31 protein-coding genes are annotated in these 25822 nt (G+C 50.9%); 13 read left to right on the top strand and 18 right to left on the bottom strand.

Features of this window, described 5'->3' with window-relative positions; all coding sequences use genetic code 11:
* Positions 1 to 21: 21 nt before the first annotated feature.
* Positions 22 to 1962, bottom strand: coding sequence for an RNase E specificity factor CsrD (gene csrD / locus H7R58_RS02705; RefSeq protein ID WP_106927333.1), 1941 nt, complete (start codon positions 1960 to 1962; stop codon positions 22 to 24).
* A gap of 223 nt (positions 1963 to 2185) precedes the next feature.
* Between csrD and H7R58_RS02700 the strand changes: the two genes are divergently transcribed.
* From H7R58_RS02700 to fis, 11 genes are all read left to right on the top strand, one after another.
* Positions 2186 to 3160: an acrylyl-CoA reductase (NADPH) gene (locus tag H7R58_RS02700; protein WP_182929938.1), complete on the top strand. Its 975-nt coding sequence runs from the start codon at positions 2186 to 2188 to the stop codon at positions 3158 to 3160.
* Between the two features lie 78 nt (positions 3161 to 3238).
* Entirely contained in the window at positions 3239 to 4237 is a 999-nt protein-coding gene (gene msrP / locus H7R58_RS02695; RefSeq protein ID WP_106927337.1) for a protein-methionine-sulfoxide reductase catalytic subunit MsrP, read from the top strand.
* On the top strand, positions 4237 to 4836 hold the full coding sequence (gene msrQ / locus H7R58_RS02690; protein WP_182929937.1) for a protein-methionine-sulfoxide reductase heme-binding subunit MsrQ: 600 nt from the start codon (positions 4237 to 4239) through the stop codon (positions 4834 to 4836). The genes msrP and msrQ overlap by 1 nt, the downstream gene beginning before the upstream one ends.
* A 234-nt stretch (positions 4837 to 5070) precedes the next feature.
* Positions 5071 to 5523: a type II 3-dehydroquinate dehydratase gene (gene aroQ, locus H7R58_RS02685; RefSeq protein WP_106927341.1), complete on the top strand. Its 453-nt coding sequence runs from the start codon at positions 5071 to 5073 to the stop codon at positions 5521 to 5523.
* Positions 5524 to 5545: 22 nt separating this feature from the next.
* The gene (gene accB, locus H7R58_RS02680) at positions 5546 to 6004 is read left to right on the top strand and encodes an acetyl-CoA carboxylase biotin carboxyl carrier protein (RefSeq protein ID WP_106927343.1); all 459 of its coding nucleotides are present in this window, start codon (positions 5546 to 5548) and stop codon (positions 6002 to 6004) included.
* 10 nt (positions 6005 to 6014) lie between these two features.
* Positions 6015 to 7364, top strand: a complete 1350-nt coding sequence (gene accC / locus H7R58_RS02675) for an acetyl-CoA carboxylase biotin carboxylase subunit (RefSeq protein ID WP_106927345.1) — start codon at positions 6015 to 6017, stop codon at positions 7362 to 7364.
* 110 nt (positions 7365 to 7474) lie between these two features.
* Positions 7475 to 7717 carry a YhdT family protein gene (locus H7R58_RS02670; protein ID WP_106927347.1) on the top strand — a complete coding sequence of 81 codons (243 nt, stop codon included), beginning with the start codon at positions 7475 to 7477 and terminating at the stop codon, positions 7715 to 7717.
* On the top strand, positions 7707 to 9158 hold the full coding sequence (gene panF, locus H7R58_RS02665; RefSeq protein ID WP_106927349.1) for a sodium/pantothenate symporter: 1452 nt from the start codon (positions 7707 to 7709) through the stop codon (positions 9156 to 9158). Before H7R58_RS02670 ends, panF begins: the two co-directional genes overlap by 11 nt.
* A gap of 11 nt (positions 9159 to 9169) precedes the next feature.
* A complete protein-coding gene (gene prmA, locus H7R58_RS02660; protein WP_106927351.1) occupies positions 9170 to 10051 on the top strand; it encodes a 50S ribosomal protein L11 methyltransferase in 882 nt (293 codons plus the stop codon).
* A 360-nt stretch (positions 10052 to 10411) separates the two neighbouring features.
* Positions 10412 to 11377, top strand: coding sequence for a tRNA dihydrouridine synthase DusB (gene dusB, locus H7R58_RS02655; RefSeq protein WP_106927353.1), 966 nt, complete (start codon positions 10412 to 10414; stop codon positions 11375 to 11377).
* A gap of 24 nt (positions 11378 to 11401) precedes the next feature.
* Positions 11402 to 11698, top strand: coding sequence for a DNA-binding transcriptional regulator Fis (fis, locus tag H7R58_RS02650; protein WP_000462905.1), 297 nt, complete (start codon positions 11402 to 11404; stop codon positions 11696 to 11698).
* 151 nt (positions 11699 to 11849) lie between these two features.
* Here fis and H7R58_RS02645 read toward each other — a convergent pair whose 3' ends face one another.
* The 16 genes from H7R58_RS02645 to H7R58_RS02570 form a co-directional block, all read right to left on the bottom strand.
* Entirely contained in the window at positions 11850 to 12041 is a 192-nt protein-coding gene (locus H7R58_RS02645; RefSeq protein WP_181512337.1) for a hypothetical protein, read from the bottom strand.
* A gap of 94 nt (positions 12042 to 12135) precedes the next feature.
* Entirely contained in the window at positions 12136 to 12723 is a 588-nt protein-coding gene (locus tag H7R58_RS02640) for a hypothetical protein (RefSeq protein WP_182929936.1), read from the bottom strand.
* 353 nt (positions 12724 to 13076) lie between these two features.
* Entirely contained in the window at positions 13077 to 14903 is a 1827-nt protein-coding gene (locus H7R58_RS02635; RefSeq protein WP_182929935.1) for a transglycosylase SLT domain-containing protein, read from the bottom strand.
* Positions 14896 to 15345, bottom strand: coding sequence for a hypothetical protein (locus H7R58_RS02630; RefSeq protein ID WP_182929934.1), 450 nt, complete (start codon positions 15343 to 15345; stop codon positions 14896 to 14898). The genes H7R58_RS02635 and H7R58_RS02630 overlap by 8 nt, the downstream gene beginning before the upstream one ends.
* Positions 15342 to 16187 (bottom strand): hypothetical protein, encoded by an 846-nt coding sequence (locus H7R58_RS02625; RefSeq protein ID WP_182929933.1) that lies wholly within the window; start codon positions 16185 to 16187, stop codon positions 15342 to 15344. The genes H7R58_RS02630 and H7R58_RS02625 overlap by 4 nt, the downstream gene beginning before the upstream one ends.
* Positions 16187 to 16363: a hypothetical protein gene (locus tag H7R58_RS02620; protein ID WP_172952670.1), complete on the bottom strand. Its 177-nt coding sequence runs from the start codon at positions 16361 to 16363 to the stop codon at positions 16187 to 16189. The genes H7R58_RS02625 and H7R58_RS02620 overlap by 1 nt, the downstream gene beginning before the upstream one ends.
* 140 nt (positions 16364 to 16503) lie before the next feature.
* A complete protein-coding gene (locus H7R58_RS02615; protein ID WP_182934585.1) occupies positions 16504 to 17025 on the bottom strand; it encodes a hypothetical protein in 522 nt (173 codons plus the stop codon).
* Between the two features lie 38 nt (positions 17026 to 17063).
* Entirely contained in the window at positions 17064 to 17966 is a 903-nt protein-coding gene (locus tag H7R58_RS02610; protein ID WP_182929931.1) for a hypothetical protein, read from the bottom strand.
* Positions 17967 to 18017: 51 nt separating this feature from the next.
* Positions 18018 to 18374, bottom strand: coding sequence for a hypothetical protein (locus tag H7R58_RS02605; RefSeq protein ID WP_053266291.1), 357 nt, complete (start codon positions 18372 to 18374; stop codon positions 18018 to 18020).
* A gap of 577 nt (positions 18375 to 18951) precedes the next feature.
* Positions 18952 to 19137, bottom strand: coding sequence for a hypothetical protein (locus tag H7R58_RS02600; RefSeq protein WP_106931077.1), 186 nt, complete (start codon positions 19135 to 19137; stop codon positions 18952 to 18954).
* 647 nt (positions 19138 to 19784) lie between these two features.
* Positions 19785 to 21911 carry a DUF927 domain-containing protein gene (locus H7R58_RS02595; RefSeq protein ID WP_182929930.1) on the bottom strand — a complete coding sequence of 709 codons (2127 nt, stop codon included), beginning with the start codon at positions 21909 to 21911 and terminating at the stop codon, positions 19785 to 19787.
* On the bottom strand, positions 21908 to 22276 hold the full coding sequence (locus H7R58_RS02590; RefSeq protein ID WP_003846262.1) for a hypothetical protein: 369 nt from the start codon (positions 22274 to 22276) through the stop codon (positions 21908 to 21910). Before H7R58_RS02590 ends, H7R58_RS02595 begins: the two co-directional genes overlap by 4 nt.
* A complete protein-coding gene (locus H7R58_RS02585) occupies positions 22273 to 22587 on the bottom strand; it encodes a hypothetical protein (protein ID WP_003846259.1) in 315 nt (104 codons plus the stop codon). The genes H7R58_RS02590 and H7R58_RS02585 overlap by 4 nt, the downstream gene beginning before the upstream one ends.
* On the bottom strand, positions 22580 to 22768 hold the full coding sequence (locus H7R58_RS02580) for a hypothetical protein (RefSeq protein ID WP_182929929.1): 189 nt from the start codon (positions 22766 to 22768) through the stop codon (positions 22580 to 22582). The genes H7R58_RS02585 and H7R58_RS02580 overlap by 8 nt, the downstream gene beginning before the upstream one ends.
* Positions 22761 to 22943 (bottom strand): hypothetical protein, encoded by a 183-nt coding sequence (locus H7R58_RS02575; protein ID WP_182929928.1) that lies wholly within the window; start codon positions 22941 to 22943, stop codon positions 22761 to 22763. Before H7R58_RS02575 ends, H7R58_RS02580 begins: the two co-directional genes overlap by 8 nt.
* A complete protein-coding gene (locus H7R58_RS02570) occupies positions 22936 to 23148 on the bottom strand; it encodes a host cell division inhibitor Icd-like protein (RefSeq protein WP_182929927.1) in 213 nt (70 codons plus the stop codon). Before H7R58_RS02570 ends, H7R58_RS02575 begins: the two co-directional genes overlap by 8 nt.
* A gap of 133 nt (positions 23149 to 23281) precedes the next feature.
* Between H7R58_RS02570 and H7R58_RS02565 the strand changes: the two genes are divergently transcribed.
* A complete protein-coding gene (locus tag H7R58_RS02565; RefSeq protein ID WP_003846253.1) occupies positions 23282 to 23473 on the top strand; it encodes a toxin-antitoxin system HicB family antitoxin in 192 nt (63 codons plus the stop codon).
* Positions 23474 to 23811: 338 nt separating this feature from the next.
* Positions 23812 to 24843: an IS630-like element ISEc33 family transposase gene (locus tag H7R58_RS02560; RefSeq protein ID WP_001395480.1), complete on the top strand. Its 1032-nt coding sequence runs from the start codon at positions 23812 to 23814 to the stop codon at positions 24841 to 24843.
* 92 nt (positions 24844 to 24935) lie between these two features.
* On the opposite strand, the gene H7R58_RS02555 is transcribed toward H7R58_RS02560, so the two are convergent.
* Positions 24936 to 25748 (bottom strand): antA/AntB antirepressor family protein, encoded by an 813-nt coding sequence (locus tag H7R58_RS02555; protein ID WP_182929926.1) that lies wholly within the window; start codon positions 25746 to 25748, stop codon positions 24936 to 24938.
* Positions 25749 to 25822 lie beyond the last annotated feature (74 nt).

Raw genomic sequence — 25822 nt, 5'->3', positions numbered from 1 at the left:
ATAAACACGTTAAACAGCAGGTCAAACCGAATATCTTTGCGAATATTTTTTCACATTTGCGTCAAGTGGCTGTGAAGCAGCAAAAAAATCGCCCTGGCCGCCGAAAACTCCGCATTCCGTTAAAACCTGCCACTCGCCGCGGCTGCGGACGCCGGCGGCAAACACCTGGATAGAAGTGCCCTTGCAGGCCTCGACCAGGCTTTGTACCAGCAGTTGGTTTTGGCTGCGCTTTTCAATATTCCGCACCAGCACCGGATCGAGCTTAATCAGTTCAATCTCAAGCTGTTTAATCCAGGTGGTGCTGACAAGCGCTAAACCCGCTTGGGTAACGGCAACCCGAACGCCTAAAGCATGCAATAAACGGACGACGGGCTGAAGACGCGTCATATGTTGACAGACATCTACCTCAGCAAGTTCAAAAATAATCCGTCGGCGATGCGATTTTTCGCACTGCATTAATACATCACGGAGCCAGCGTTGAAAGCGCGGGCGAATCAGCGACTCAACCGTGACCTGAATGGCCAGATTTTCTTCAGGCCAGAATCCCAGGAAAGGAACCAGACGGGTAATCTGTTGGCGGTCGTACTCTTCACCTAAACCAAACTCCAGCACCATCGGCATATACTCGGCGGCAATCACTTCCTCTTTGCCGTCAAAAATGCGACACATCAGCTCACGGTGATGCACGCTACCGTCACGCATGACGGCCGGTTTTTGATAGATACGCGGGCCGCCGCGGCTGAGCATCTGCTCGATGAGCGTACGCCAGCGCACGTTGCCACGGCCTTTTTCCGGCAGCGAATCATCATAGATAGCCCAGCTGTTGCTGCCTTGCAGCACCGCATTACGCACCGCGGCTTCAGCGTGCTCCATCACCTGTTCGGTGGTTTGTCCGCTGCGCCAGGCGCAAATACCGATATGCATCATATCGTCACGGTCGAGAATTTTGGCCAACGGCAGACCGTCTATCGCCTTCAGCAACTGCCCGGCGATGCTGTCCGCCTCTTTCAACGTGCGATGCGGCAACAGCACCGTAAAGTCGCTGCGGCGGTAGCGCGCCAGCAACGCGCCGGGGTAGCGCATTATAAAGGTAGAAAGCAGATTGATGAGCGTAAAGACATGCTCTTCCGCTGCTGCGCGGCCCCAGTTATCGCGCAGGAAATCAAAATCTGGCAGGCGAATCATCATCACGATGCCATGCGAGCCGACGTTTTCCTGGTCATCCAGCAGCGTGGCCAGTTGGTTATCAAAGAACAGGCGATTGCTTAGACCGGTTTTCGCATCCTGCGCGGCGTAGGAACGGATCAGCGTATCCAGGCGGCTGCGCTGATCGCTGGCGAACTGCAGATCCGACAGCAGCATATCCAGCGCCGAACTGGTGCGCGCCGGCCATTCATGAATGCTGCCTTTTACCTTCGCGCCGCGTTCGCCGTTGAGGATGCGCGTCGCTCGCTGTTCCAGCAGCTCTTCGCCGGCCAGCTGGCGACGCAGCCAGCGCACGGCGATAAACACCACCAGCACCATAAAGGCAATGGTGATCGTCAGCGGTGCGGTCGTCATCAGCGAACGGAAATAGTTGGCCATCGGGTCCTGATAGACCAGATGAATCGTCATTCCCGGATGTTTAAGCGATGGCACGGACATTTCGCGGAACTGATAATGGCTGCCCATCGGCAAATAGCTACTGCTGCGCGTATGGCTGAACAGCGATTTACCGTTGAGAGTAAAGTCGATATGCACGATGTCGAGCGGCACCATGATTTCATCAAGCTGATTATCCAGCTTATCAAATGAGGTGCTGACCAGACGGTTATCCAGAACCGTCGCGACAGCCTGAACGCGGCTGGCTATCTTATACTGTATGCCGTTATAGAAACTCAGCGAGGAGCCGATTAACGTCACAAAGATGGTAAGCCCGGTTAAGAGCGTAAAAAAGGCTGAGAACTTCGTCGTTAATCGCATCCCTGAGTTAACTCCGCGGGTTATTCGTCTCCCGACAGCAGGTCGGGTGCCAGCATCCGTGTCTTACAAGAAGTAAGCACTAACATATCAAACCAGGTCGGCATACTACCAAACCTGGCGGATCTGGCAATTTATTGCGCCAAATCGGCATCAAATTATGATAAGCGAGTATAGTCCCGGGTTAATTTTTTCACTATCAGTCCATGTAAGTAAGGAAAGGGTTATGCAGGCACTCATCTTAGATCAGCAGGATGGCAAAACCATCGCCGCAGTGAAGGCCGTTGACGACAGTCTGCTGCCGCAGGGTAACGTCACCGTGGATATCCAGTGGTCCAGCCTGAACTACAAAGACGCGCTGGCCATTACCGGCAAAGGGAAGATTATCCGTAACTTCCCGATGGTGCCGGGTATCGACTTCGCCGGTACGGTGCACGCCAGCGACGACGCGCGCTATACCCCGGGTCAGCCGGTTCTGCTGACCGGTTGGGGCGTGGGCGAAAACCACTGGGGCGGGCTGTCCGAGCGCGCACGCGTCAACGGCGACTGGCTGGTGCCGCTGCCAGCAGGTCTTGATGGGCGTAAGGCGATGATCATCGGTACTGCGGGCTTTACCGCCATGCTCTGCGTCATGGCGTTAGAAGACGCGGGCGTGCGTCCTGACGACGGGGAAATCGTGGTGACCGGCGCCAGCGGCGGCGTAGGCAGCACCGCGATCGCCCTGCTGCACAAGCTGGGTTACCAGGTGACGGCGGTTTCCGGGCGAGAAAGCACTCACGACTATCTGCGCGCGCTCGGCGCAAACCGTATTCTGAGCCGCGATGAATTTGCCGAAACCCGTCCGCTGGAAAAACAGATTTGGGCCGGTGCCGTGGATACGGTTGGCGACAAAGTGCTGGCGAAAGTGCTGGCGCAGATGAACTACGGTGGCTGCGTTGCGGCCTGCGGCCTGGCGGGCGGTTTTGCCCTGCCGACTACCGTCATGCCGTTTATTCTGCGCAATGTCCGTCTTCAGGGCGTCGACTCGGTCATGACGCCAGCGGCGCGGCGCGCTGAAGCCTGGAAGCGTCTGGTTGTCGACCTGCCGGAATCGTTCTTTGCGCAGAGTGCGACGGAGATAGCGCTGGAAGACGCACCGCGCTTCGCCGACAAAATCATTAACAACCAGATTCAGGGCCGTACGTTGGTCAAAATCGCCTAATCTGCAATTTTTCGTGACATATTCGCATTAACCCGTTGCCTCCGTCATGCTTAGAAAAAAAGCATGACGGAGTGCATCATGAGCTACAAAAAACTGACCGAAGCAGACGTCACGGCCGAGTCCGTGTTTATGCTCAAGCGCCGCCAGGTGCTGAAAATGCTAGGCCTCGGCGCCGCCACGGCCTCGTTTCCGCTTCACGCCTCCAGCCTCACCGACTGGTTTAAAGGTAATGACCGTCCCGCCGCCCCCTCCGGTGCGCCGCTGACCTTCACGCAGCCCACACAATGGCAAAATAAGCTGACGTTAACGCCGGAAAATAAAGTCACCGGCTACAACAACTTCTATGAGTTTGGCCTTGATAAAGCCGACCCGGCGGCCAACGCCGGAAGCTTGCCGACCAACCCGTGGACGTTGACCATCGGCGGTGAAGTCGCGAAACCCTTAACGCTTGACCATGACTCTCTGACAAAACGTTTTCCGCTGGAAGAGCGAATTTACCGTATGCGCTGCGTTGAAGCCTGGTCGATGGTGGTTCCGTGGATTGGCTTCCCGCTGCATAAGCTGCTGGCTGCCGTCGAGCCCACCAGCAACGCCAAATATGTCGCCTTCAAAACGCTCTACTCGCCGGAAACCATGCCCGGACAAAAAGACCGCTTTATCGGCGGCGGCCTCGCGTATCCTTATATAGAAGGGTTACGCCTCGACGAGGCGATGCACCCCCTGACGCTGCTGACCGTAGGCGTCTACGGCAAAGCGCTGCCGCCGCAAAACGGCGCACCGATCCGCCTGACCGTGCCGTGGAAATACGGTTTTAAAGGCATTAAATCGATCGTCAGCATTATGCTCACCCGCGAGCGGCCTCATTCTACGTGGAACCTGGCGGCGCCGGATGAATACGGGTTTTATGCCAACGTTAACCCACACGTCGATCATCCGCGCTGGTCGCAGGCCAGCGAGCGTTTTATTGGCGCAGGCGGCATCCTCGACGTCCAACGCCAGCCGACGCTGCTGTTTAACGGCTATGCCGATGAAGTGGCATCGTTGTATCGCGGCATGAACCTGCGGGAGAACTTTTAATGCGTTTAACGGCTAAACAGGTTATCTGGCTGAAAGTTTTCCTGCATCTGGCGGCATTTTTGCCCTTTGTCTGGCTGTTCTGGGCGGTTTCTCACGGCCAGCTTAGCGCCGACCCGGTGAAGGATATTCAGCATTTTACCGGTAGGATGGCTCTGAAATTACTGCTGGCGACCTTGTTAGTCGCTCCGCTGGCGCGCTACGCTAAACAGCCGCTGCTGATTCGTACGCGCCAATTACTGGGGCTGTGGTGCTTTGCGTGGGCGACGATTCACCTGACCAGCTACAGTTTACTGGAGCTCGGCATCCGCAATGTGTCGCTATTAGGGCAGGAGATTGTTACCCGGCCGTATTTGTTGCTGGGTTTCGCCTGCTGGTTAATCCTGCTCGCGCTGGCGGTGACCTCTACTCAGGCTATGCAGCGAAAATTAGGTCGGCGCTGGCAGCTTTTGCACAATTTCGTCTATCTTGTCGCGATCCTCGCGCCGATACATTACCTATGGTCGGTGAAGATAATCTCACCCCAGCCGCTTCTCTACGCTGGGTGCGCCATCGTGCTGTTGGCCTGCCGATACAAGAAGTTTCGCCAATGGTGGCGATGATGTCGCGATATGTGCGGTTTACCACAATTCACTTATAGTCAGACGTTCTTTACACGATAGCGGTTGATAATCTTCCCTGATAAGACCAGTATTTAGCTGCCAAATGCTACGAAATAGTTATAATGTGCGACCTTGGTTTTCCTGGAGGGGGTTTTAAGCCTCTGAAAAGGTGACAATCGCGCATCGAAGGTATATTTTGTTTTTTACCCGAGAATTGCAGGAGATAGCAGCACAATGACTGACAAGTTTCGCATTTTGCTTTTGAACGGCCCGAACCTGAATATGTTAGGCACCCGTGAGCCAGAGAAGTACGGCACGCTGACGCTTTCCCAGATCGTAAGCCGCTTAAACGCGGAAGCCGAAGCCTTGAACGTCACGCTCGATAGCCTGCAATCCAACGCCGAGTACGTCCTCATCGACCGTATTCATCAGGCTAAAGACAATATTGACTATATCCTGATCAATCCGGCCGCGTTCACGCACACGAGCGTTGCCCTTCGCGATGCGTTGCTGGCGGTGAGCATCCCGTTTATCGAGATTCACCTGAGCAACGTTCATGCGCGCGAACCATTCCGCCATCACTCGTATCTGTCTGATATCGCTTCCGGCGTTATCTGCGGACTCGGGGCTGACGGCTATTCATACGCTTTACAGACGGCGGTAAAACGCCTGTCACAATCAAACTAAACAAAGAGTACGGAACCCACTCATGGATATTCGTAAGATTAAAAAACTGATCGAGCTGGTCGAAGAGTCTGGCATCAACGAACTGGAAATTTCTGAAGGCGAAGAGTCTGTACGCATCAGCCGTTCAGCACCGAACACCGGCATTCCAGTGATGCAGCAGGCTTATGCAGCGCCTGTAATGCAACAGCAGGCACCTGTCGCGGCAGCACCAGCTGCAGCTGAAGCTCCGGCTAAAGCTGAAATCAGTGGTCACATCGTACGTTCCCCGATGGTTGGTACTTTCTATCGCACCCCAGGCCCGGATGCTAAAGCATTCGTGGAAATTGGTCAGAAAGTTAACGTGGGCGACACCCTGTGCATCGTTGAAGCGATGAAAATGATGAACCAGATCGAAGCTGACAAAGCAGGGACTGTGAAAGCAATCCTGGTAGAAAGCGGTCAGCCGGTTGAATTTGACGAGCCTCTGGTCGTCATCGAGTAACGAGGCGAAGATGCTGGATAAAATTGTCATCGCGAACCGCGGCGAGATCGCACTGCGTATTCTGCGTGCCTGTAAAGAACTGGGCATTAAGACCGTCGCTGTACACTCCACTGCGGACCGCGATTTAAAACACGTACTGCTGGCGGATGAGACGGTTTGTATCGGCCCGGCTCCGTCCGTAAAAAGCTATCTGAACATCCCGGCTATCATCAGCGCCGCTGAGATCACCGGGGCCGTTGCGATTCACCCAGGCTATGGCTTCCTCTCTGAGAACGCCAACTTTGCCGAGCAGGTTGAACGTTCTGGCTTTATCTTCATCGGCCCGAAAGCCGACACCATTCGCCTGATGGGCGACAAAGTGTCTGCAATCACCGCGATGAAGAAAGCCGGCGTACCAACCGTTCCGGGCTCTGACGGCCCGCTGGGCGACGACATGGACGCTAACCGCGCACATGCGAAACGCATCGGCTACCCGGTCATTATAAAAGCCTCCGGCGGCGGCGGCGGTCGCGGTATGCGCGTGGTGCGCAGCGATGCCGATCTGGCGCAGTCCATTGCCATGACCAAAGCGGAAGCGAAGTCTGCTTTCAACAACGACATGGTGTACATGGAGAAATACCTGGAAAATCCTCGCCACGTCGAGATCCAGGTGCTGGCTGATGGCCAGGGCAACGCTATCTATCTGGCTGAACGCGACTGCTCTATGCAGCGTCGTCACCAGAAAGTCGTCGAAGAAGCACCAGCGCCGGGCATTACCCCGGAACTGCGTCGCTACATCGGCGAACGCTGCGCGAAAGCGTGCGTGGATATCGGCTACCGTGGTGCAGGTACTTTCGAGTTCCTGTTCGAAAACGGCGAGTTCTACTTCATTGAAATGAACACCCGTATCCAGGTAGAGCACCCGGTTACCGAGATGATCACCGGCGTTGACCTGATCAAAGAGCAGCTGCGTATCGCTGCCGGTCAGCCGCTGTCCATCAAGCAAGAAGAAGTTCAGGTTCGCGGCCACGCGGTGGAATGCCGTATCAACGCCGAAGACCCGGATACCTTCCTGCCAAGCCCGGGTAAAATTACCCGCTTCCACGCGCCGGGCGGTTTTGGCGTTCGTTGGGAATCTCATATCTACGCCGGCTACACCGTACCGCCGTATTATGACTCAATGATCGGCAAGCTCATCTGCTTCGGTGAGACCCGTGACGTGGCGATTGCTCGCATGAAGAATGCGCTGCAGGAGCTGATCATCGACGGTATCAAAACCAACGTTGATCTGCAGATGCGTATTATGAGCGACGAGAACTTCCAGCATGGTGGTACTAACATCCACTATCTGGAGAAAAAACTCGGATTGCAGGAAAAATAATCCTGTTCTCGCAGCAAAAGGCCGGATTTTCCGGCCTTTTTTGTTTTTCTCTCCCCTCATCTTTTCCTTGCGGTACAATCCCCGCTTTCTTCATCCACAAGGGACAAAAAATGGACAAGCGTTTTGTTCAGGCCCATAAAGAGGCGCGCTGGGCGCTGGGGCTAACCCTTCTTTATCTTGCAGCATGGTTAGCAAGCGCTTACATACCAAGCTCAATGCAGGGCTTCACCGGCCTGCCGCGCTGGTTTGAAATGGCCTGCCTGCTGATGCCGCTGGTGTTTATCCTTCTTTGCTGGCTGATGGTGCGCTTTATCTTCCGTGATATTCCTTTGGAGGATAACGATGCAAACTGAGATTATCGTTGTCCTGGTGCTGTACCTGTTCGTGGTGTTCGGCCTGTCGCTGTACGCCATGCGTAAACGCAGCACCGGCTCCTTCCTCAGCGAGTATTTTCTCGGTAGCCGTTCGATGGGCGGTTTTGTGCTGGCAATGACGCTGACCACCACCTATATCAGCGCCAGCTCGTTTATCGGCGGGCCAGGCGCCGCCTATAAATACGGGCTAGGCTGGGTGCTGCTGGCGCTGATTCAGGTGCCGACTATCTGGCTATCGCTGGGGGTATTGGGCAAGAAATTCGCCATTCTGGCGCGCCGTTATAATGCCATTACCCTTAACGACATGCTGCAGGCTCGCTACCAGAATCGTGCTGTCGTCTGGATCGCCAGTATCAGCCTGCTGATTGCGTTTGTGGGGGCGATTGCCGTCCAGTTTATCGGCGGCGCGCGGCTGCTGGAAACCGCAGCGGGGATTAAGTACGAAACCGGGCTACTGATCTTTGGTATCACCATCGCACTGTACACCGCCTTTGGCGGCTTCCGCGCCAGCGTGCTCAACGACACCATGCAAGGGATGGTGATGCTGATTGGCACCATCGTGCTGCTGGTTGGCGTGGTTCATGCCGCCGGTGGTCTGCATAACGCGGTCAATACGCTGGAACAGATCAACCCGCAGCTGGTCTCTCCACACGGTGCGGACGATATCCTGACGCCAACCTTTATGACCTCGTTCTGGGTACTGGTCTGCTTTGGCGTGATTGGCCTGCCGCATACTGCCGTTCGCTGCATCTCCTATAAAGACAGTAAGGCGGTGCACCGCGGGATTATTATCGGCACTATCGTCGTCGCAATTTTGATGCTGGGGATGCACCTGGCGGGCGCGCTCGGGCGTGCGGTGCTACCACACCTCACCGTACCGGATCTGGTGATCCCGACGCTGATGGTACAGGTTCTACCGCCGTGGGCCGCCGGCCTGTTTCTTGCCGCACCGATGGCGGCGATTATGTCGAACGTAAACGCCCACCTCTTGCAGGCGTCGGCGACGATCGTTAAAGATCTGTGGCTCAGTTCGCAGCCGACTAAAATACATAACGAACACCGCCTGAAACGCATCTCAACCTGGACCACGTTGGTACTGGGCATTCTGATGATGCTGGCCGCCTGGCGACCGCCGGAGATGATCATCTGGCTGAACCTGCTGGCCTTTGGCGGGCTGGAAGCCGTATTCCTGTGGCCGCTAGTGCTTGGCCTCTACTGGGAGCGCGCGAACGCCGCCGGTGCATTAAGCGCGATGATCGTCGGCGGCGTACTTTACGCCGTGCTGGCGACGTTTAAGATTCAGTACCTGGGCTTCCATCCGATTGTGCCCTCGTTACTGCTAAGTTTGCTGGCGTTTGTGGTCGGGAACCGTTTTGGTCACCCAGCACCGCAGGCTGCCGTAATTTCTACTGATAAATAAAGAGTTTTGCCATGCCGTGGATCCAACTGAAACTGAACACAACCGGCGAGAATGCCGAAGATCTTAGCGATGCGCTGATGGAAGCCGGTTCGGTCTCCATCACCTTCCAGGATACGCATGACACGCCGGTCTTCGAGCCGCTGCCGGGTGAAACTCGCCTGTGGGGCGATACCGACGTTATCGGCCTGTTCGACGCAGAAACCGACATGAAAGAGGTCGTTGCCCTCCTGGAACAGCATCCGCTGCTGGGCACAGGCTTTGCGCATAAAATCGAACAGCTGGAAGACAAAGACTGGGAACGCGAGTGGATGGATAACTTCCACCCCATGCGTTTTGGCGAACGTCTGTGGATCTGCCCAAGCTGGCGCGACGTGCCGGACGAGAACGCGGTCAACGTCATGCTCGATCCGGGTCTGGCGTTTGGCACCGGCACCCATCCAACAACCTCTCTGTGCCTGCAGTGGCTGGACGGTCTGGATCTGGCGGGTAAAACCGTGATCGACTTCGGCTGCGGTTCAGGGATCCTTGCGATCGCCGCACTGAAGCTGGGTGCCGCGCGCGCAATCGGGATCGATATCGATCCGCAGGCTATTCAGGCGAGCCGCGATAACGCCCAGCGTAACGGCGTTTCTGAGCGTCTGGAGCTGTATCTGCCGCAGGACCAGCCAGAAGCCATGAAAGCCGACGTGGTGGTCGCTAACATCCTGGCCGGCCCGTTACGCGAGCTGGCGCCATTAATCAGCGTACTGCCGGTTACAGGCGGCCTGCTGGGCCTTTCCGGTATTCTCGCCAGCCAGGCGGAAAGCGTGTGCGAAGCGTACGCCGACCTTTTCGACCTCGATGCTGTAGTCGAAAAAGAAGAGTGGTGCCGGATTACCGGACGCAAAAAATAATCTTCTCTCAATGCGGCCTGCGGGCCGCATTTTCCCCTACCTGCTCTCTTTTCCCCGCCATAAATGCGAGACAGATCTCATTTAGCTCTTCAATATTGTTCATAATATCATCGTTTTATCGTTCAGACGTTGGCCATTACGTAAGAATGCGAGAGAAGTTTGATGATTTTATCAATGCGCACAAATCATCCACTTTTATTTAATTTTATGATTAATATAGAAATTTATCTTCGAATCGCTTTCAGGACTGAGATTCATTGATCTACAACATCTGATTGCTCAAAGTTTGGCCTTTCATCTCGTGCAAAAAATGCGTAATATACGCCGCCTTGCAGTCACAGTATGGTCATTTCTTAACTCATGCGCATCGGACAACACCAGCTCAGAAATCGCCTGATCGCAGCGCCCATGGCTGGCATTACTGACAGACCATTCCGGACGTTGTGCTACGAGATGGGGGCAGGCCTAACCGTATCAGAGATGATGTCCTCCAACCCACAGGTGTGGGAGAGCGACAAGTCCCGGCTACGGATGGTGCACGTGGATGAGCCAGGTATTCGCACGGTGCAAATCGCCGGTAGCGATCCTGAAGAAATGGCCGGAGCCGCCCGCATTAATGTGGAAAGCGGCGCCCAGATTATTGATATCAATATGGGCTGTCCGGCAAAAAAGGTGAATCGCAAGCTCGCAGGCTCAGCCCTACTGCAATACCCGGATCAGGTGAAGGCTATCCTGAACGCGGTTGTAAAGGCGGTGGACGTTCCTGTCACACTCAAGATTCGCACTGGCTGGGCTCCTGAACACCGTAACTGTGTAGAGATTGCCCAACTGGCTGAAGATTGTGGCATTCAGGCTCTGACTATTCACGGACGCACTCGCGCCTGCTTGTTTAACGGAGAAGCTGAATACGACAGCATTCGGACAGTTAAGCAGAACGTTTCCATTCCGATTATCGCGAATGGTGACATTACTGACCCGCTTAAAGCCAGAGCTGTACTCGACTATACGGGGGCTGATGCCCTGATGATAGGCCGTGCGGCTCAGGGAAGACCCTGGATCTTTCGGGAAATCCAGCATTATCTGGACACTGGGGAGCTGCTGCCCCCGCTGCCTTTGGCAGAGGTTAAGCGCTTGCTTTGTGCGCACGTTCGGGAACTGCACGACTTTTATGGTCAAGCAAAAGGCTACCGAATCGCGCGGAAACACGTCTCCTGGTATCTCCAGGAGCACGCTCCAAATGACCAGTTTCGGCGCACATTCAACGCCATTGAGGATGCCAGCGAACAGCTGGAGGCGTTGGAGGCATACTTCGAAAATTTTGCGTAATAGAAATAAAGAGCTGACAGAACTATGTTCGAACAACGCGTAAATTCTGACGTACTGACCGTTTCTACCGTTAACTCTCAGGATCAGGTAACCCAAAAACCCCTGCGTGACTCGGTTAAACAGGCACTGAAGAACTATTTTGCTCAACTGAACGGTCAGGACGTTAATGACCTGTATGAGCTGGTACTGGCTGAAGTAGAACAGCCCCTGTTGGACATGGTGATGCAATACACCCGTGGTAACCAGACCCGCGCAGCCCTGATGATGGGCATCAACCGCGGTACTCTGCGTAAGAAACTGAAAAAATACGGCATGAACTGATACTAATCAGTTAAGTTGTTGTTTAAGAAGGCGCTACTCGGCATGGGGACGCGCCTTTTTTATTATTGTTTATACAGATGTTTATACATGTTTGGCTGGACCAACAAAAAAGCACCAGAACAGTGCTGGTGCTTTAAGGGCGAAACCTCTTTCAACGGCGTAATTTATCAGGCTTGCGCCATCGGTATTCGGGTGCTGTCATGCGCCGGCGGTGCCGTTCTTTGGCCGCTAGCGTACAGGCCACACGGCAACGAATCTCCAGCATATCGGCGGCATTAAGCTCGTGCCCCTGCTGGCGTGCCAATTCTTCAATCACAGCCTCGATTTTTGCCTGTTTCAACATGATAGTATCCTTTTGTGATCCGAACTCATGGAGCAATAACGCAAAAAAACCAGCCCGGAGGCTGGCAAACAGGAGCCTGCAGGCACACTTTGCTTTAGTGGTTGTAGTCGGCCAGGGCGTACAGTAGCGAAGGAGTTACCCTCCGCATGGCTGTTTCTTCGATCTCATCACTCATTAGTGCCAGAGTGTAATCCCGGCATTCAAAAATCACATCGTCAGCAGACAGGCCGAACGCACCACCAGCAATGATCTGCCCGACCTCATGAGCTGGCGTTTCAACAATCGACAAGCGGTAACCACCAAACGTGATAGGGGGATTATTCGGACCTTTACTCAAAAACAAGCCCACTGCTTGCGCGGCTAGTTGAGCATGCTCTTCCAGAACCATTCCGGTCGCTTTGTTAGCGTCGCCAGCCATAATGCGCTTTATCTCGCTCACGCTCATATCCACCGGCTCACGCCCCATCGACTTTACCCCCTTGGCCGATATGGGCTTGCTCTTTGCATTCTTTGTACGCGGGTCGCTACTACTACGATACCGGGCCAGATAAGCATCACAGGCCAGTTGGTCAATCTTGCCGTCCACTCGTGCGGGGAAACCTTGCTTAGCCTCCCAGTTGTAAAGGGCCTGACGACTTAGCCCTGCGTGTTTAGCGTACTGACTCACACTCATCAGCAACATATTTTTTTCTCCTGGGTAATTATCATTGGCAGGCAATGTGTCAACCCACCAGCGGGAAACTGTCAATCAAACTGTAAAACGCCAGCTACTTGACACTTTTTCTGTCAGGTTGACACTTTTCAGACAGAAAGTGTCAACCTGACTGTCAATCAGGATCGGCGGTTATTCCCGGTAATCCCTTGCCGCTCAAGGGAGTTAACAACCCAGCAACCGGAAAAACCTTAGTGTAAAGTGTCAATCAAATTCAAAACCTGTAGCTAGGAAAACACTGCGGCGCGCAATGCCCGTGCCTTACAAAAGTCTCAGGAAGGACCCATTTTTATATACGGTCACCTCCTGAGTGCCTATAGGTATCAATAATTCATTGGCGTAGTGATCCGCCCATTATTCTCAACGTTGTAGGTCTTACGTTCACCCTTGTCATTGACCATGGTGATTTCAAGCTTCAGCGTCTGATCGGACATTGCCTCTTTAAGCGAACGAGCCAGGTTATCAGTGAGCACACTTTCACTACGGCTCCCATTCTGAATTGGCTGCAAAATGCCTGAACCTGCAGATTGCCCATTAATAGGGATATCTGGAAAGCCGTCACGTTGGCGGGCTTCACTTTTAATAATTTGCTGGTAATTATCGAGGACCGCATATGGATAAGCCTGATTCTTTGGTCCCCATCGACGGCGGTCATATCCTCCGTGGTAATATCTAAGCGCCAGAGGTACGTCGCCACCTGACCTCTGTAAGTTTTCAGATAAAATTTGTGCTCCGGCATTAATATTCTGGTTTGGGTCTTTCCAGTCCGTTATCCCGGTGGCTTTGAAGTTCTGGGGGATTATCTGCATTAACCCACGAGCATCAGCATCACTAATAGCGTTAGGATTGCCACCAGATTCTTGCATCATAATGGCTTTGAGTAGCCGCGGGTCGACTCCCCATTTTTTGCCAGCATCGCTAAAAATAGAATCATACTGCCCCCCTTGGTTATATGGCACATTGTTTCTACCAGGAACCTCAGGGCGGGTAATGGCAGACATATCGTCCAGTAATTGTTGTGACCTGTCCTGGTTATAATAATGTCTGCGGTATTTATTTCTCGCCTGATCAGTCATAACGCCAGCAGTCAGCTGGTTTTTTTCATTCCCATCGAGCTGTTTGATAAACTCAGGGTCGCGCAATGCTCGGCGCATTAATGCAGAATCATCCCCTTTGTTTTGTCCCGAGAAGCGGCCAATTGAGATATTGTCGAAGTTGTTCTCAAGCATATCGGACGCGCCACGAACAGTATCCGTTATGCCGTTATTATCAAGGTGTGAGTAAATTTTACGCTCGACTTTAGACTTAAAGCCATCCCATGAGGCGCTGACCTCGTTTATTGCTGAGTTAAAGTCCGTCAATTGCTTATTGAGCGCGGGATCAACAGTCAGACCAACTTTATCGGCTTTTGTAAGAATCTCGGTTAGCCTGGCCCCTTCGCGCATTAAGGCCAGCATGTCAGGAGTAAAGCCCACTGCATCACCAAAGGACTTCTGTTGCTCTGGACGCAGCGTTGGAAATATACGCGCAATCTCCTGTAACGTTTTCAGCGTATCAACAGAACCGTCCTTATTTTTCTGTATCTCCACGCCAATCATCGCAAAAGCTCCCATTATTCCTTGATTGCTGCCGCTACTTGCCTCCTTCAGCGCCTTTGCAAAACTCTCGACTGATGCTCTTGCACTCTCACTATCTGCGCCGACAAACTGCAACGCACCAGCCACGCGTGAGAAGTCATCCACCCGCATCCCAGCGTTTTTAGACGATACGTCAAGGTTGTAAGCTTCACGAGCCGCCTCCCGATAGCTTTCAGCCAGTTTTCCAGTGGCGTAGGCGACACCGCCGATAGCACCGCCAACAAGGCCAATCTTTGCCAATCCCTCAAGTTTTCTGGAAACATCTCCGACCATTTTTAATGGCGGGACCATATCACCGATATACTGCACATTATCTCTGGCACTTTGAGCCATTAGATCAAGGCGAGAGTTATACCCGTTCAAACCATCCAGTGTTTCCTGCCCACCGAATTGCAGCCCCGTTCTGGTTTTATCCAGCTTCGGCTGCAAGTCATTCAGTGATTCATTAATACGCTCAATTGCACCACTGACCTTATCGTCAGCCACCAGCTCAAAATCAAATGAATTAGACATCAGCACTATCTCCCACCAGGATAAAGTCTTCAGCCGTTACCGGCTCTATAAATTTATTTAATGCCGCTGTGGCCGCATTCATACAAGCCAGATATCCATTTCCATCGCTGGTTCTGACACTATGGAGATACGCCTCCATATTCTGCATCTCTTCAGTCATCAGCTCCCAGCCGGGGCAGAAACGTTCCATTTTCCGAACGGTATAATTGCTTAGTGCTCGCGGGGACTTCTCCAGCAGACTGATTGCTTTCTGGTGAGGTATGCCCTGTTCAATAAGACGGAGAGCAAGTATGGGGTTGTGTTTAGCTGGTTTGCTGCTCGCAATATAGTGGGCCTCTGAATGCACTGACAACGCAGCAACATCATTTGTTACCGGGGTGACAGAGGCCCAAAGGCCACCTGCCACAGCCATGGGACTGTTATTCAGGTGGCTGAAATTCATGGATGGATTTCTCCATTTGAGGGCAGGGAAACCACGATAGCCCCGGATTTAAGACCAGCCTTAATCATCTGCAACTCATTTCGAGGTGCGGAGGGCTTACCACCAGCTGTACGGGTATCGCCTGGTAAGAACACACCGGTGGAACGCATTTGATTGTTTCTGGCAACAATAGCCCTGGCAACCTGCTCCTGATATTCATCGTCAGCTTGTTTTCTGGCCGCTATATTATCCGGTGTATCAGGATCGGAAGCATTTTGGTCCAGACGAAGATTTTCGATCATCGCCTGCTTTTCATCGTCAGTAAGTGGTTCTTCAAGCGATTTAAGCGTTTGAGATGCACGATTCCGGGAAGCGTGATAACCGTTCTGATCATTATCACGGATGGATAGCTGCATGGCAGTTCTGGATTTTTCCTCATCGTTGAGAAATTCCCAGCCGGGCATATTTTCTTCCATGAAATCTGCCGTGAACTTTGATAAAGCCGCAGGCTCTTCCCGAAGGCGGGCGCGGATTTTACTGGAGCTTAGTTTCGTTTCACGTAACAGCTTAACCGCCAGAACAGGGCTATTCTTCCCTTCCTCTGAAATTGCAACGTTATGCCCACGGCTATGCTGACTGGAAATACGGTAAGAACCTGCTGGTTTCAGAGTCTGGGTTTGCTGCTGGTCCTGCACAACAATCGTTTGATTAGCTGCAGCATCAAGATGTGCAAAGCTACGCTCTTTTTTGCTCATGGATTTTTCCCGCTGTCGAGGTGTTGGCTTTTGGGGATTGCGGACGTTATTTGCACCACCAGTAATCCCAGTAAATCCAAGGAGTGCTGTTAACGATACTTTTGCCATCAGAAAGCGCCTCCGTGATAACTCAGCGCCTTATCCACCAGCTTGCGTGCAATTTCATGGATTGACGGCTGAATGCCAAATTCAGAACGTTTACGCTCCTCTTCCTGAATGCGTTGCAAAGCTTCAACCTGTCCACGCGTCAGTAGCACTACTTGTGAGTTTTGCTTCTTGTTCATACCACCCCCTGATGTTTATACAGTAATTGTAGTTGCCGATTATGAAACGATCAACACATTCATTGCATAAAATGAAACGATAATAATATGAAAAAGGCGATGTAACGACATCGCCAATAGTTATCAGTGGTGGTAACTGGCTATCTTATTTTTATCAATCGGCCACCAGTGATATCCTGCTCAAGTTCCCAGCCCATTTCTCTGAGTTTCCCCATAACAAACCATTGCGCCTTGTCTACATCTTTTACGTTCGCATGCTCGCTACAAAATGTTGCATAAGCACGGATGGCCGACTCTCTTTCTTTATAAAAAAAATAATTACGAAGAGGATGCTTTCTTTGAGCATATACAGGAGAGTCCAGCTCAGGATACCTTTCTCCCAACCAGGATTCGAACTGAGCATTTGTCAAATCAAACACCTTCCCATCAAGTTCGACCCAGTAGTGATGATGATCCAGCGTTCTATGACTTCCTTTAACAACTCTGACATTAGCCTCCGGCACAAGCCACGTAAAAAATAAGCTAAGATACACAGATGCGCCCTGGCATGCATTTGTCGGAAAACTATAAAAAAATGGTATTCCTATCTTATCTAATTTATTGCAATTGCTTTGAAACACACTGTGTAAATCTTTGGCAAACTGTATCGTTAGCTCCTGCATAATCTAAACCTTATGATTATTAATTACCTATATGAATATCACTTGAAGAGAGCGACTAATGCTGCCACTAAGACCACTATCAGCAAAAAATATTTCATGATGTTATTTTTAGCATGTGGTTCTTTATTCATAAACTTCATCTCACCGACAACAATCACATCCTTATCTTTTATCTGATTGCGATTTTCTTCAATCTTATTAATCTCAACATTACGATTGGCTTCTATATCAACTTTTAGCGACTCAACCCAATCAGAAGGCTTTAAGGTATCTTTATCAAGATTAAGTTTTTTACTAAGTGAATTCAGCATTCGTTTAACTGTAACTTTTGGGTCAAGGCATAAAGCATCAACGCAACTCTGTAGTGCCCCTGAGTTATCACCCAAAAAGGCTTGAATCTCAGCACGTGATTTTAATGCCAGAGCACCATACGACAGCCCATGGAACATGGATGAACATGTACTCAAAAATCGTTCAAGAGCCTCCATCGCCACGGCACATGTTTCAGGTGTTTTCCCATGCAACTCAAAAAAATCAGGCAAAGCTCTCATCGTTCCATAATCAGCAGTCTTCACGCGGCGCATATAGTAACCAGCGCGGTCTGAAATACCTCCATCATCATTAACTAGCCAAGTACCATAGTGATCTGTCTCAACACAAATATTTCCATCATGATTAAATGTATAGCCTCTGGCCCATCCCCACTCAGGCCCTACCGAATAAATTTTACGTCCAGTAGTTACATCTAATTTAATGAATTTACCTGAGTCCTCAGACGTTGAGTTACAAAGTTGAACATATAAATATTTTTCACATGGAGATAAGACATGATTAAACTCTAAAGCACCAAGTTTGATATTTATACTTGAACCATTCGCTTTGACATGAAAGGTTGTCTCCAGCTTAGGCAAATTTTCCTTAGTTGATACGCTTGCTACCATTTCTCCCCTCCGAATTCCACCCTTACAAAAATCAAAACATTACAAATCACTTTAACCATTCTGATTGGATTTAAACCTACCAATTTCGCCCAACCAATGATCCAAAGTCACAGACGTATCGTATATATGTTCACTTACGCTAGGGCTAGGTTTGGCTCCACGACGAATTTTATCGATCGAGGTTAAGTAAACATCATTAATAGCTGGTTCGATAAATGCTATTTCAAAGTCTGATAGTTCACCTAGGGATTTCTTTTTTTGTATTATTTTACGAGCGTCTTGTACATGTCCTTTCAATTCTGTAATTTGTGCCGTAATCTCAGGGTCTGATTTATAATTTGGATACTGTTCATTTAATGCTTCTTCGATTAATTCAAGACGTTTTTTAATTTCAACCAGTCTTTGCATATTTCATTATCTCCATTAATGACCAAAACATTCTACAACCCTGCTGTGAATCCTTAACCAAACTCCATTAAAGATACCCGTTTAATGAAAACATTAGTGCGAGGAACATCACTCTTCCCCGTTGGGTACGCTTACAGCCAGCAGACAACTGAACAATCAAACCATATCAAAGGGGGGTTAGTTTAAACAAATTTAAATCCTATCTGTATACACAGACAACTCTTATCTGGTGCGGCTTACAGGCCGATTTTCCGCATTTTTGTATACAACTTTCACTATTTATGCACAAGGGGTGTATACCCCTAAAGCCAGCGCTGACGCGGCTTTGGGCGTAGCACTGTATAGTGCGTAAGGTGTGAACTCCTTTTTGCTGCTTTATTCAACAGATGTTAACCACCAGGATTTTTCTAACTGGTCAGAAAGGTGAGGTTTCCAATGGCCTGGAAACTCTACGCGAAGAGGCGAACGGTATGCCGGAGAATAATGATTACAGGTAATGATCAACATCCATCCCTACCTGACAGGAAAATAACTGCACCCAAAAGAGTGCAGCCAGAAAAATTCAGGTTCAATAACCTTAAACCGTACGGTTAATACCACCATCTTCAAGCCATTTCATTACAGCTTTGCGGCTGTAGCGCGACGGGTAGGTAAGAACTGGATTCGGAAAGCCATGGTCTTTTCGTAACCGCCATACAGCAGTTTTTTTCTTGCCCAGTAACTCAAACAGTTCTGATTCTTCCATAAAATCGTTAAAGGCCATAATTTACCTCCATCAATTATGTTGCTTATCTGCTTAAAAATATATGTGCTTAAGTGATCATTGGCTTACTCTCAGCTTTAAGCCAGCGAACCGGGCCATAAATCCAGCGTTTCCACCAGCGATCGGATATACATCCCCGCTTGATCAATGGCTGCAGCCTGCATGACCCCTGCCACCAGCTCAGGGTTGTTGCTGGCATAGCCAATGCCAAATTATTTATCTATCTCCTCCACAGCCTCACGCATCCACAACGATGCACTTCCTGCTGATTTCTTCTCAATCATTCCGGCATCCAACATTTTTCACCTCATTTTTCTGCGTATATAAACAAAACTATGTTGGTTCAGTTGGTTCAGTTGGTTCAATTTGTAAAGAGCGTTGTTTTTAAAAGACTTATTTTCATTTAGTGAACCAACAAAGCCCCGTTTTGAACCAACAACGCCGTTTTTATGTTGGTTCAGTAAAAACACTTATTCGGGCAGGGTAGACATGTTGGTTCAAATCCCCCGTTTGTTGGTTCAAAACAGGCATTTGTTGGTTCAGTGTTGGTTCAGTTTCTGTGTGAAATAATCAATATAAACAGCACGATAACAATGCACACTACCTACTGAACCAACTGAACCAACAAAATAAACCCTCACGTGTAATTATTCTTCGGTTCCCTCCTGCTGGTACTGAATGACGTAAACATTAATCTGCCGCCCATCGATACGCGGTGATTTTCGCTGATATCCCCTGCCGCTTGCTGGGGGTGTCAACATTCCAGATTCAGACAGAACTCTGGCGAACTGCTTCGCATTGAACCCCTGCGCTATCTCTTTTTCGAACGCAGAAGGGAAGGTATAAAACACCATTGGTGAATCATCATGCTTACCCCTATCGCGGTAGCCAGCCAGATCACGTATTGGCATATCTGACGGGCAGTATGGCAGCGGAGCAAAACGACTCAGGCCATGAGCGTTAAGGAATGCCTCGCACTGCTCGATGATCTGCTGGTGTTCTTTGTTACCTGTCCCAAACTCTTTTACCCAGGCGTTAAAGCTATGCTGGATAGCATCACGGCTGGCCTGTTCACTCCAACCGGTGATCGGCGAACCAGTTACCAGCGCAGCCTCAAGAATAGCGAAGCGCTCGGCCACACGGTGTACCTGCTCACCGTAATCAGCCGGAATAAGACCTCGCCAGCGTGTCTGCGCATCCCGCACAGCCTGTTTAGCCTCCTGCTGGTGAGTTGCCAGCCATTTGACCCACTCACGCCCTGCTGCTCCGTGGTTATCGATCCATGCCTCTTTCAGTGCATCAGCATGAGCCTTACCGTTTGGCAGACCGTTAAAGACCGTTGATTTCTCCATAGGGATATTCAGCAAGCGCACCAGCTGACCAGCCTTAACCTTAATTCCACCAGCAGCCAGGAACGTTTCAATATCCATTTCCCCGGTGCTGATCGCCACAGTACGCCAGCGTTTCAACTCCCGGTTGCCACCCTCTTTAGCTCCCTGCAGCTTCCCGGCACCGTTAAACAAGGTATATGCTGATGTAGCGACATCTTTGGCGCTGCTGCCCTGCCCCACTTCATCAAGCGGTAACAGACTGTCATTATGGGCCTCCGCTTCATTGGCGATGCCCAGCGCCGTACCGTACCATGTAAGCCGTAATGCATCCGGTTCCCCCCAAAGACTGCTCGCAATATTGGCGGTGGTCGTCTTACCGGCGCTAGATTGCTCGAACAGATGGACACCAAAGCCATCAGCCCCCACCAGACCGATAAGCGGCGCTGATAATGAAGCTGCCACGCCCAGCATCATTGAAGGGTTACCTCCGGACAGACGGGCAACTGAATCACGCCAGCTCTCAGAAGTACCAGCAACCGCATAACCGGAGGATGCCGCGCTGCGACCGTTAAACAGTATTGGAGTCTCCGGATCGCCGATCACTTCACCATCGGGCATAATGTATGCCCCGTGATGCCAGCCGGTGGTGTGGCTGATTATCCATTCCCGCCCCTTGCCACATTGTTGCAGCCAGTCCGCCAAAATCGCTCTAAACGTATTTTTCGTGGTGACGTTTACTCCACCAGCCTTGAGAGAGCGCCAGCCATCACGTTCACCGATATCAGCACAGGGGATCGCCCGAGTGATTTCTTCGTGACCACGCGGCGAACGCCAGCGCAACACAAGATATCGCTCTGCCCCGTCACTACCCGCCCCAACCACCTCAAGAGGTGAGCATAGCCACGTTTCAGGGTTAATAATCTCTCCGGTTTCTTTATCGACCTTCGGCGTAATCCAGAAAATGCCATCATCACGGCTTTCGACACGAGGTTTAAGTTCATCACCCGTCTCTTTTTTTTGCTCTTGTTTAGCTCCTGGAAACTGGAGAATACTGCTTTCCTCAGTTTTGGATTGCTCCCGTATCCGATTCAGATAGTCGTGCCAGTCCTCAGGCTGACGATCCGGAATCCCCTTATAGAACTTGGCTTCCTGAACTCCTGCCTGAGCCAGCTTCTCACCAATGGCGTTAATCAGTATCGGTTCAATGCTCCCGGCCAGATATACACGAGCACTGCGGCGACCTTTATCGATAATTTGCAGGTTATCCAGCTCTGCCAGCTGCTTTGGCCCCAGATAGATAGGCGGCGTTGTATCTTCGGCAATTTGCTTACCGAGCCCCTCTTCCCATCCCTTAGCGTGGGCGTAGGCATCAGCACCGGCAAAAATAACCGCCTCTGTGAATTTTTCCTTTGGCAGATGTTTCAGGTTCGGAGCGCTTTTCATTTCGGGATCCCCCCACTCATCTGAAACTTGCCCAGTAATGGGTGATACCAGAACGCCGATCCATATTTACGCTTGGCTGCTCTAAGCACCATCCGGGCCTCTTCCCTGAATTTTTCAGCCGGGGCGACGAAACCACCCGATTTCATCTTCACCAGCATCACGCCCGTATTCTTCGCCAGTTCTTCGGCCTTCTTGGTGGAAATGCCATACTCGGCTGCCAGAGAAGAAACCGGAGCCATGCCCGGCGGAATCTCTCCACCCTGGCTATCAGTCAGCGATTTGATCCGCAGCTCGAGGGAAAGCACCTTATCCACCAGCAGATCAACGCGCTTCTCCAGCTCGTTAAATTCGATATTGCTGATCATGATTGTTCCCCTGCTGTTCTGCGCTGGGCACGCACATAATCTGCCGCTTCGCTGCTTTGATTAAGTGCCAGCGCCATTCGTGGGAGGTGCCGCAATACATGGCTAACAAGGACCAGATCGCGGCGAGCATCTTCATCCGCATAGTCTTCGGCAGTCGTAGCATCGTGAGCCAAATTTCCGATAAGGGTTAGTGCGCTATTGATGGCGAATGCCCCAGCAGCATATAAATCACTGGTCTCAGCCAAATCCTCATTAGTGAGGCTTTTAAACTCATGTGAGTGCTTAACTAACTGATGGTAGATATCACGCATGACTCACCTCACTAGCCACTTTCAGTTCCCTAACGCGGGACAACGACATGCTGATCAAATCCATAGCAACGCTGTATTCAGTTTCATCATCTAAATTCATATACAGCGATGTTGAGAGCAGCGATTCCAGGCGACGTAGTTCATCTTCAATGTCAATTTCCGACCATTTAATTTTATGCATGACTCACCTCCCGAACGAAGTTGATACGGACATGCTTATAGCCCTCTTGCTGAGCCAACAACTGAGCTGCTGATTTAGCATCGTCATAACTTGTGCTGGTTAAGGTGTAGTGAATACCTACTGTGTGGCCGCGCTTGTTAACGGCAAAACCATAAGCCTGGAAGGTTTTACGCATGGCGCACCTCCAGAACCTTAAACGAGTGATAAGGAAGACGGGCAGCAAAAATGAGGTTTACACCCGGCATGGTGTCACGTGCTTCCTGCTCACTGGATGCGTTGACGTAGATCACCAACGGTTTAGCGGTAGGGTAGCGTTCAGAGGTGGAGAGAAAACGCCATGTAAATTCAGGGCGAGTTTGGGTATGCTGTGATTCAGCCATAGTCGTTACCTCGTATAACGGTTTGGTTAGACGCCTCGGTACTGCTCTAACAGTCCGGGGCGTTGTCTTTTGTATGTTCGTCGTGTTAACGTACGTACATAATAAAATCCATGCTAGAGGATTACGTACGTACATGTCAACTATCAAACGAGACAAAACACCAAAAGGTGAAGGGCTATCACCAACCTTCCAAATCCGAATTACTCCTGAATTACGCCAGCAACTTAATGAAGCAGCAGAACGTGATGGCATTAGCCTCGGTAACTGGATGAAAGAGTTAGCTCGTGCCGAATTACGTCGGCAGGGGATTGAGCCGAAGGGCTGAGCAGACTCCAGTTCTGGCGTTTGGTCGCTAATATCTGGGTTTCCCCAGTTCTGGGGGGATGTACCGAGTTGCATTTGTGCAACTCTTAATGAGGTGTGCAAAAGGTCAGATTTTAAATCCGGGGTATACTGCATTGCAGTACCCCCCAACTGCGCCATTGCCACAGTTCCTGAAATATCAGGAGATAACTCAACTAGTCCCGTATCGCTCAGCCTTTGACCACCAGCAGCTAGCCTAAATAGCTGCGCGGAATAGTAGATCACTGAAAGGGAACTCAGCCCGGATTGTGCGATCTGATCAATCGCCAAACCAACCAAAATCACCAACCGGACTGAGCGATGCCGATCATAGTACCAATACCCCGTGGCGAACGACGCCTGATGCAGAAAGCTATTCATAAAACGCGTGATAAAAATCATGCCCGCAGACTCACGGCCATGCTGATGCTTCATCGGGGTGAACGGGTCAGCGATGTTGCCAGAACTCTCTGTTGTGCCCGTTCATCCGTTGGTCGCTGGATTAACTGGTTTACGCACTCAGGTATTGAAGGCCTGAAATCCTTACCCGCAGGGCGCTCCCGACGCTGGCCTTTTGAACATATCTGCACCCTGTTACGTGAGCTGATAAAGCATTCTCCCGGCGATTTTGGTTATCAACGTTCACGCTGGAGCACCGAATTACTGGCAATAAAAATCAATGAGATAACCGGTTGCCAGTTACATGCAGGAACCGTTCGCCGCTGGTTGCCATCTGCGGGGCTTGTATGGCGCAGGGCCGCGCCAACTCTGCGTATCCGTGACCCACATAAAGATGAAAAGATGGCGGTAATCCACAAAGCGCTGGATGAATGCAGCGCAGAGCATCCGGTATTTTATGAAGATGAAGTGGATATCCACCTTAATCCTAAAATCGGTGCGGACTGGCAGTTGCGCGGACAGCAGAAACGGGTAGTGACGCCGGGGCAGAACGAAAAATACTATCTGGCCGGCGCACTGCACAGTGGCACGGGTAAAGTCAGCTACGTGGGCGGCAACAGCAAAAGTTCAGCGCTGTTTATCGCTCTGCTGAAGCACCTGAAAGCCACTTACCGGCGGGCGAAAACAATCACGCTGATCGTTGATAACTACATTATCCATAAAAGCCGCGAAACACAGCGCTGGTTGAAAGCAAATCCCAAGTTCAGGGTAATTTACCAGCCGGTTTACTCGCCGTGGGTGAATCATGTGGAACGGCTATGGCAGGCACTTCATGACACGATAACCCGTAATCATCAGTGCCGCTCAATGTGGCAGTTACTGAAAAAGGTCCGCCATTTTATGGAAACCGCCAGCCCATTCCCCGGAGGAAAACATGGTCAGGCAAAAGTGTAGCGGTATTAGGCGCAGCTATTTAGTAATATAATTTTGCTTTTGATTTATTCCGCACTGGCGACCCGGCAAGGTCGCCTTTTCTTCATACGCAATCATCCGGCACCTCCAACACGTCTAACCAGCCAGCGCTGTGCCAGTTCAGTGAGTTTTGTCTTGCGGGTTGCCGTACGGGTATCAAGATCTAGCAGAGCACAATCACGACTTTCCAGATAAGCCAGCAGTGCCAGTTGATCTGCATTCATATGGTCACGAACCTGCTTTACCGGAATATCTTTCTGTTTCGCCCACGTTCGCGGGTGCATACCCAACACAAGGCTATTCAGGAACGAGCATTCATTGCTGTAGGCAAATCCGTGCTGCCTGTCGCCGGTGCGCTCTATATAGCCCTTCATTGCGTCGGCCATGCTTTTATGATCTTCGCAGGCAGCTACACGATTTTTACGCCAGCCCAGCATCGCCGCCTCATGTTCCTCTGGTGCTACACGGCGCAGACGTTCTTCACAGTCAATGAAATACTGGCGGGCCATCTTGCCTTGCGCGTTACGCTCAACCATAGAAAGCTCTTTAGCCATATTCAGGCTGACAATGTAGTCATGCTCAATACGCTGGCGAGATTTTGAGCTCGCCCGTTTTGGCGAGGTCAAATATTCGACAATCGCATAATCAACCCCTTCGACGAACCCGTACTGCTTAATGCGCCCTTTGATCCAGTTGGTAAAGTCACGCCCTACAGCCAAAAACGTATGCAACTTACGACCGCTTACAGACTGAATTTCTTTCCCGCCAATAGTGCTCATGGTTACAGGGATTCGCGCAGCAAAATTATTACCAGAAATATCCTCTAGGCTGGTTTCAGATTGAGTTTGGCCGCTACCAGTTAAGGCAGTAATTTTTTTCGATACCATTTTCAGTGCTCCAATATATTCACATTGAGAGCCGCCGCGACAGCGTTAGCAATACTGCTGTATAACTAACGCAA

This window comes from Klebsiella sp. WP4-W18-ESBL-05, assembly GCF_014169075.1.
Classification (GTDB): Bacteria; Pseudomonadota; Gammaproteobacteria; order Enterobacterales; family Enterobacteriaceae; genus Kluyvera; species Kluyvera ascorbata_B.
This window is presented reverse-complemented; position numbering and strand designations above follow the sequence as displayed.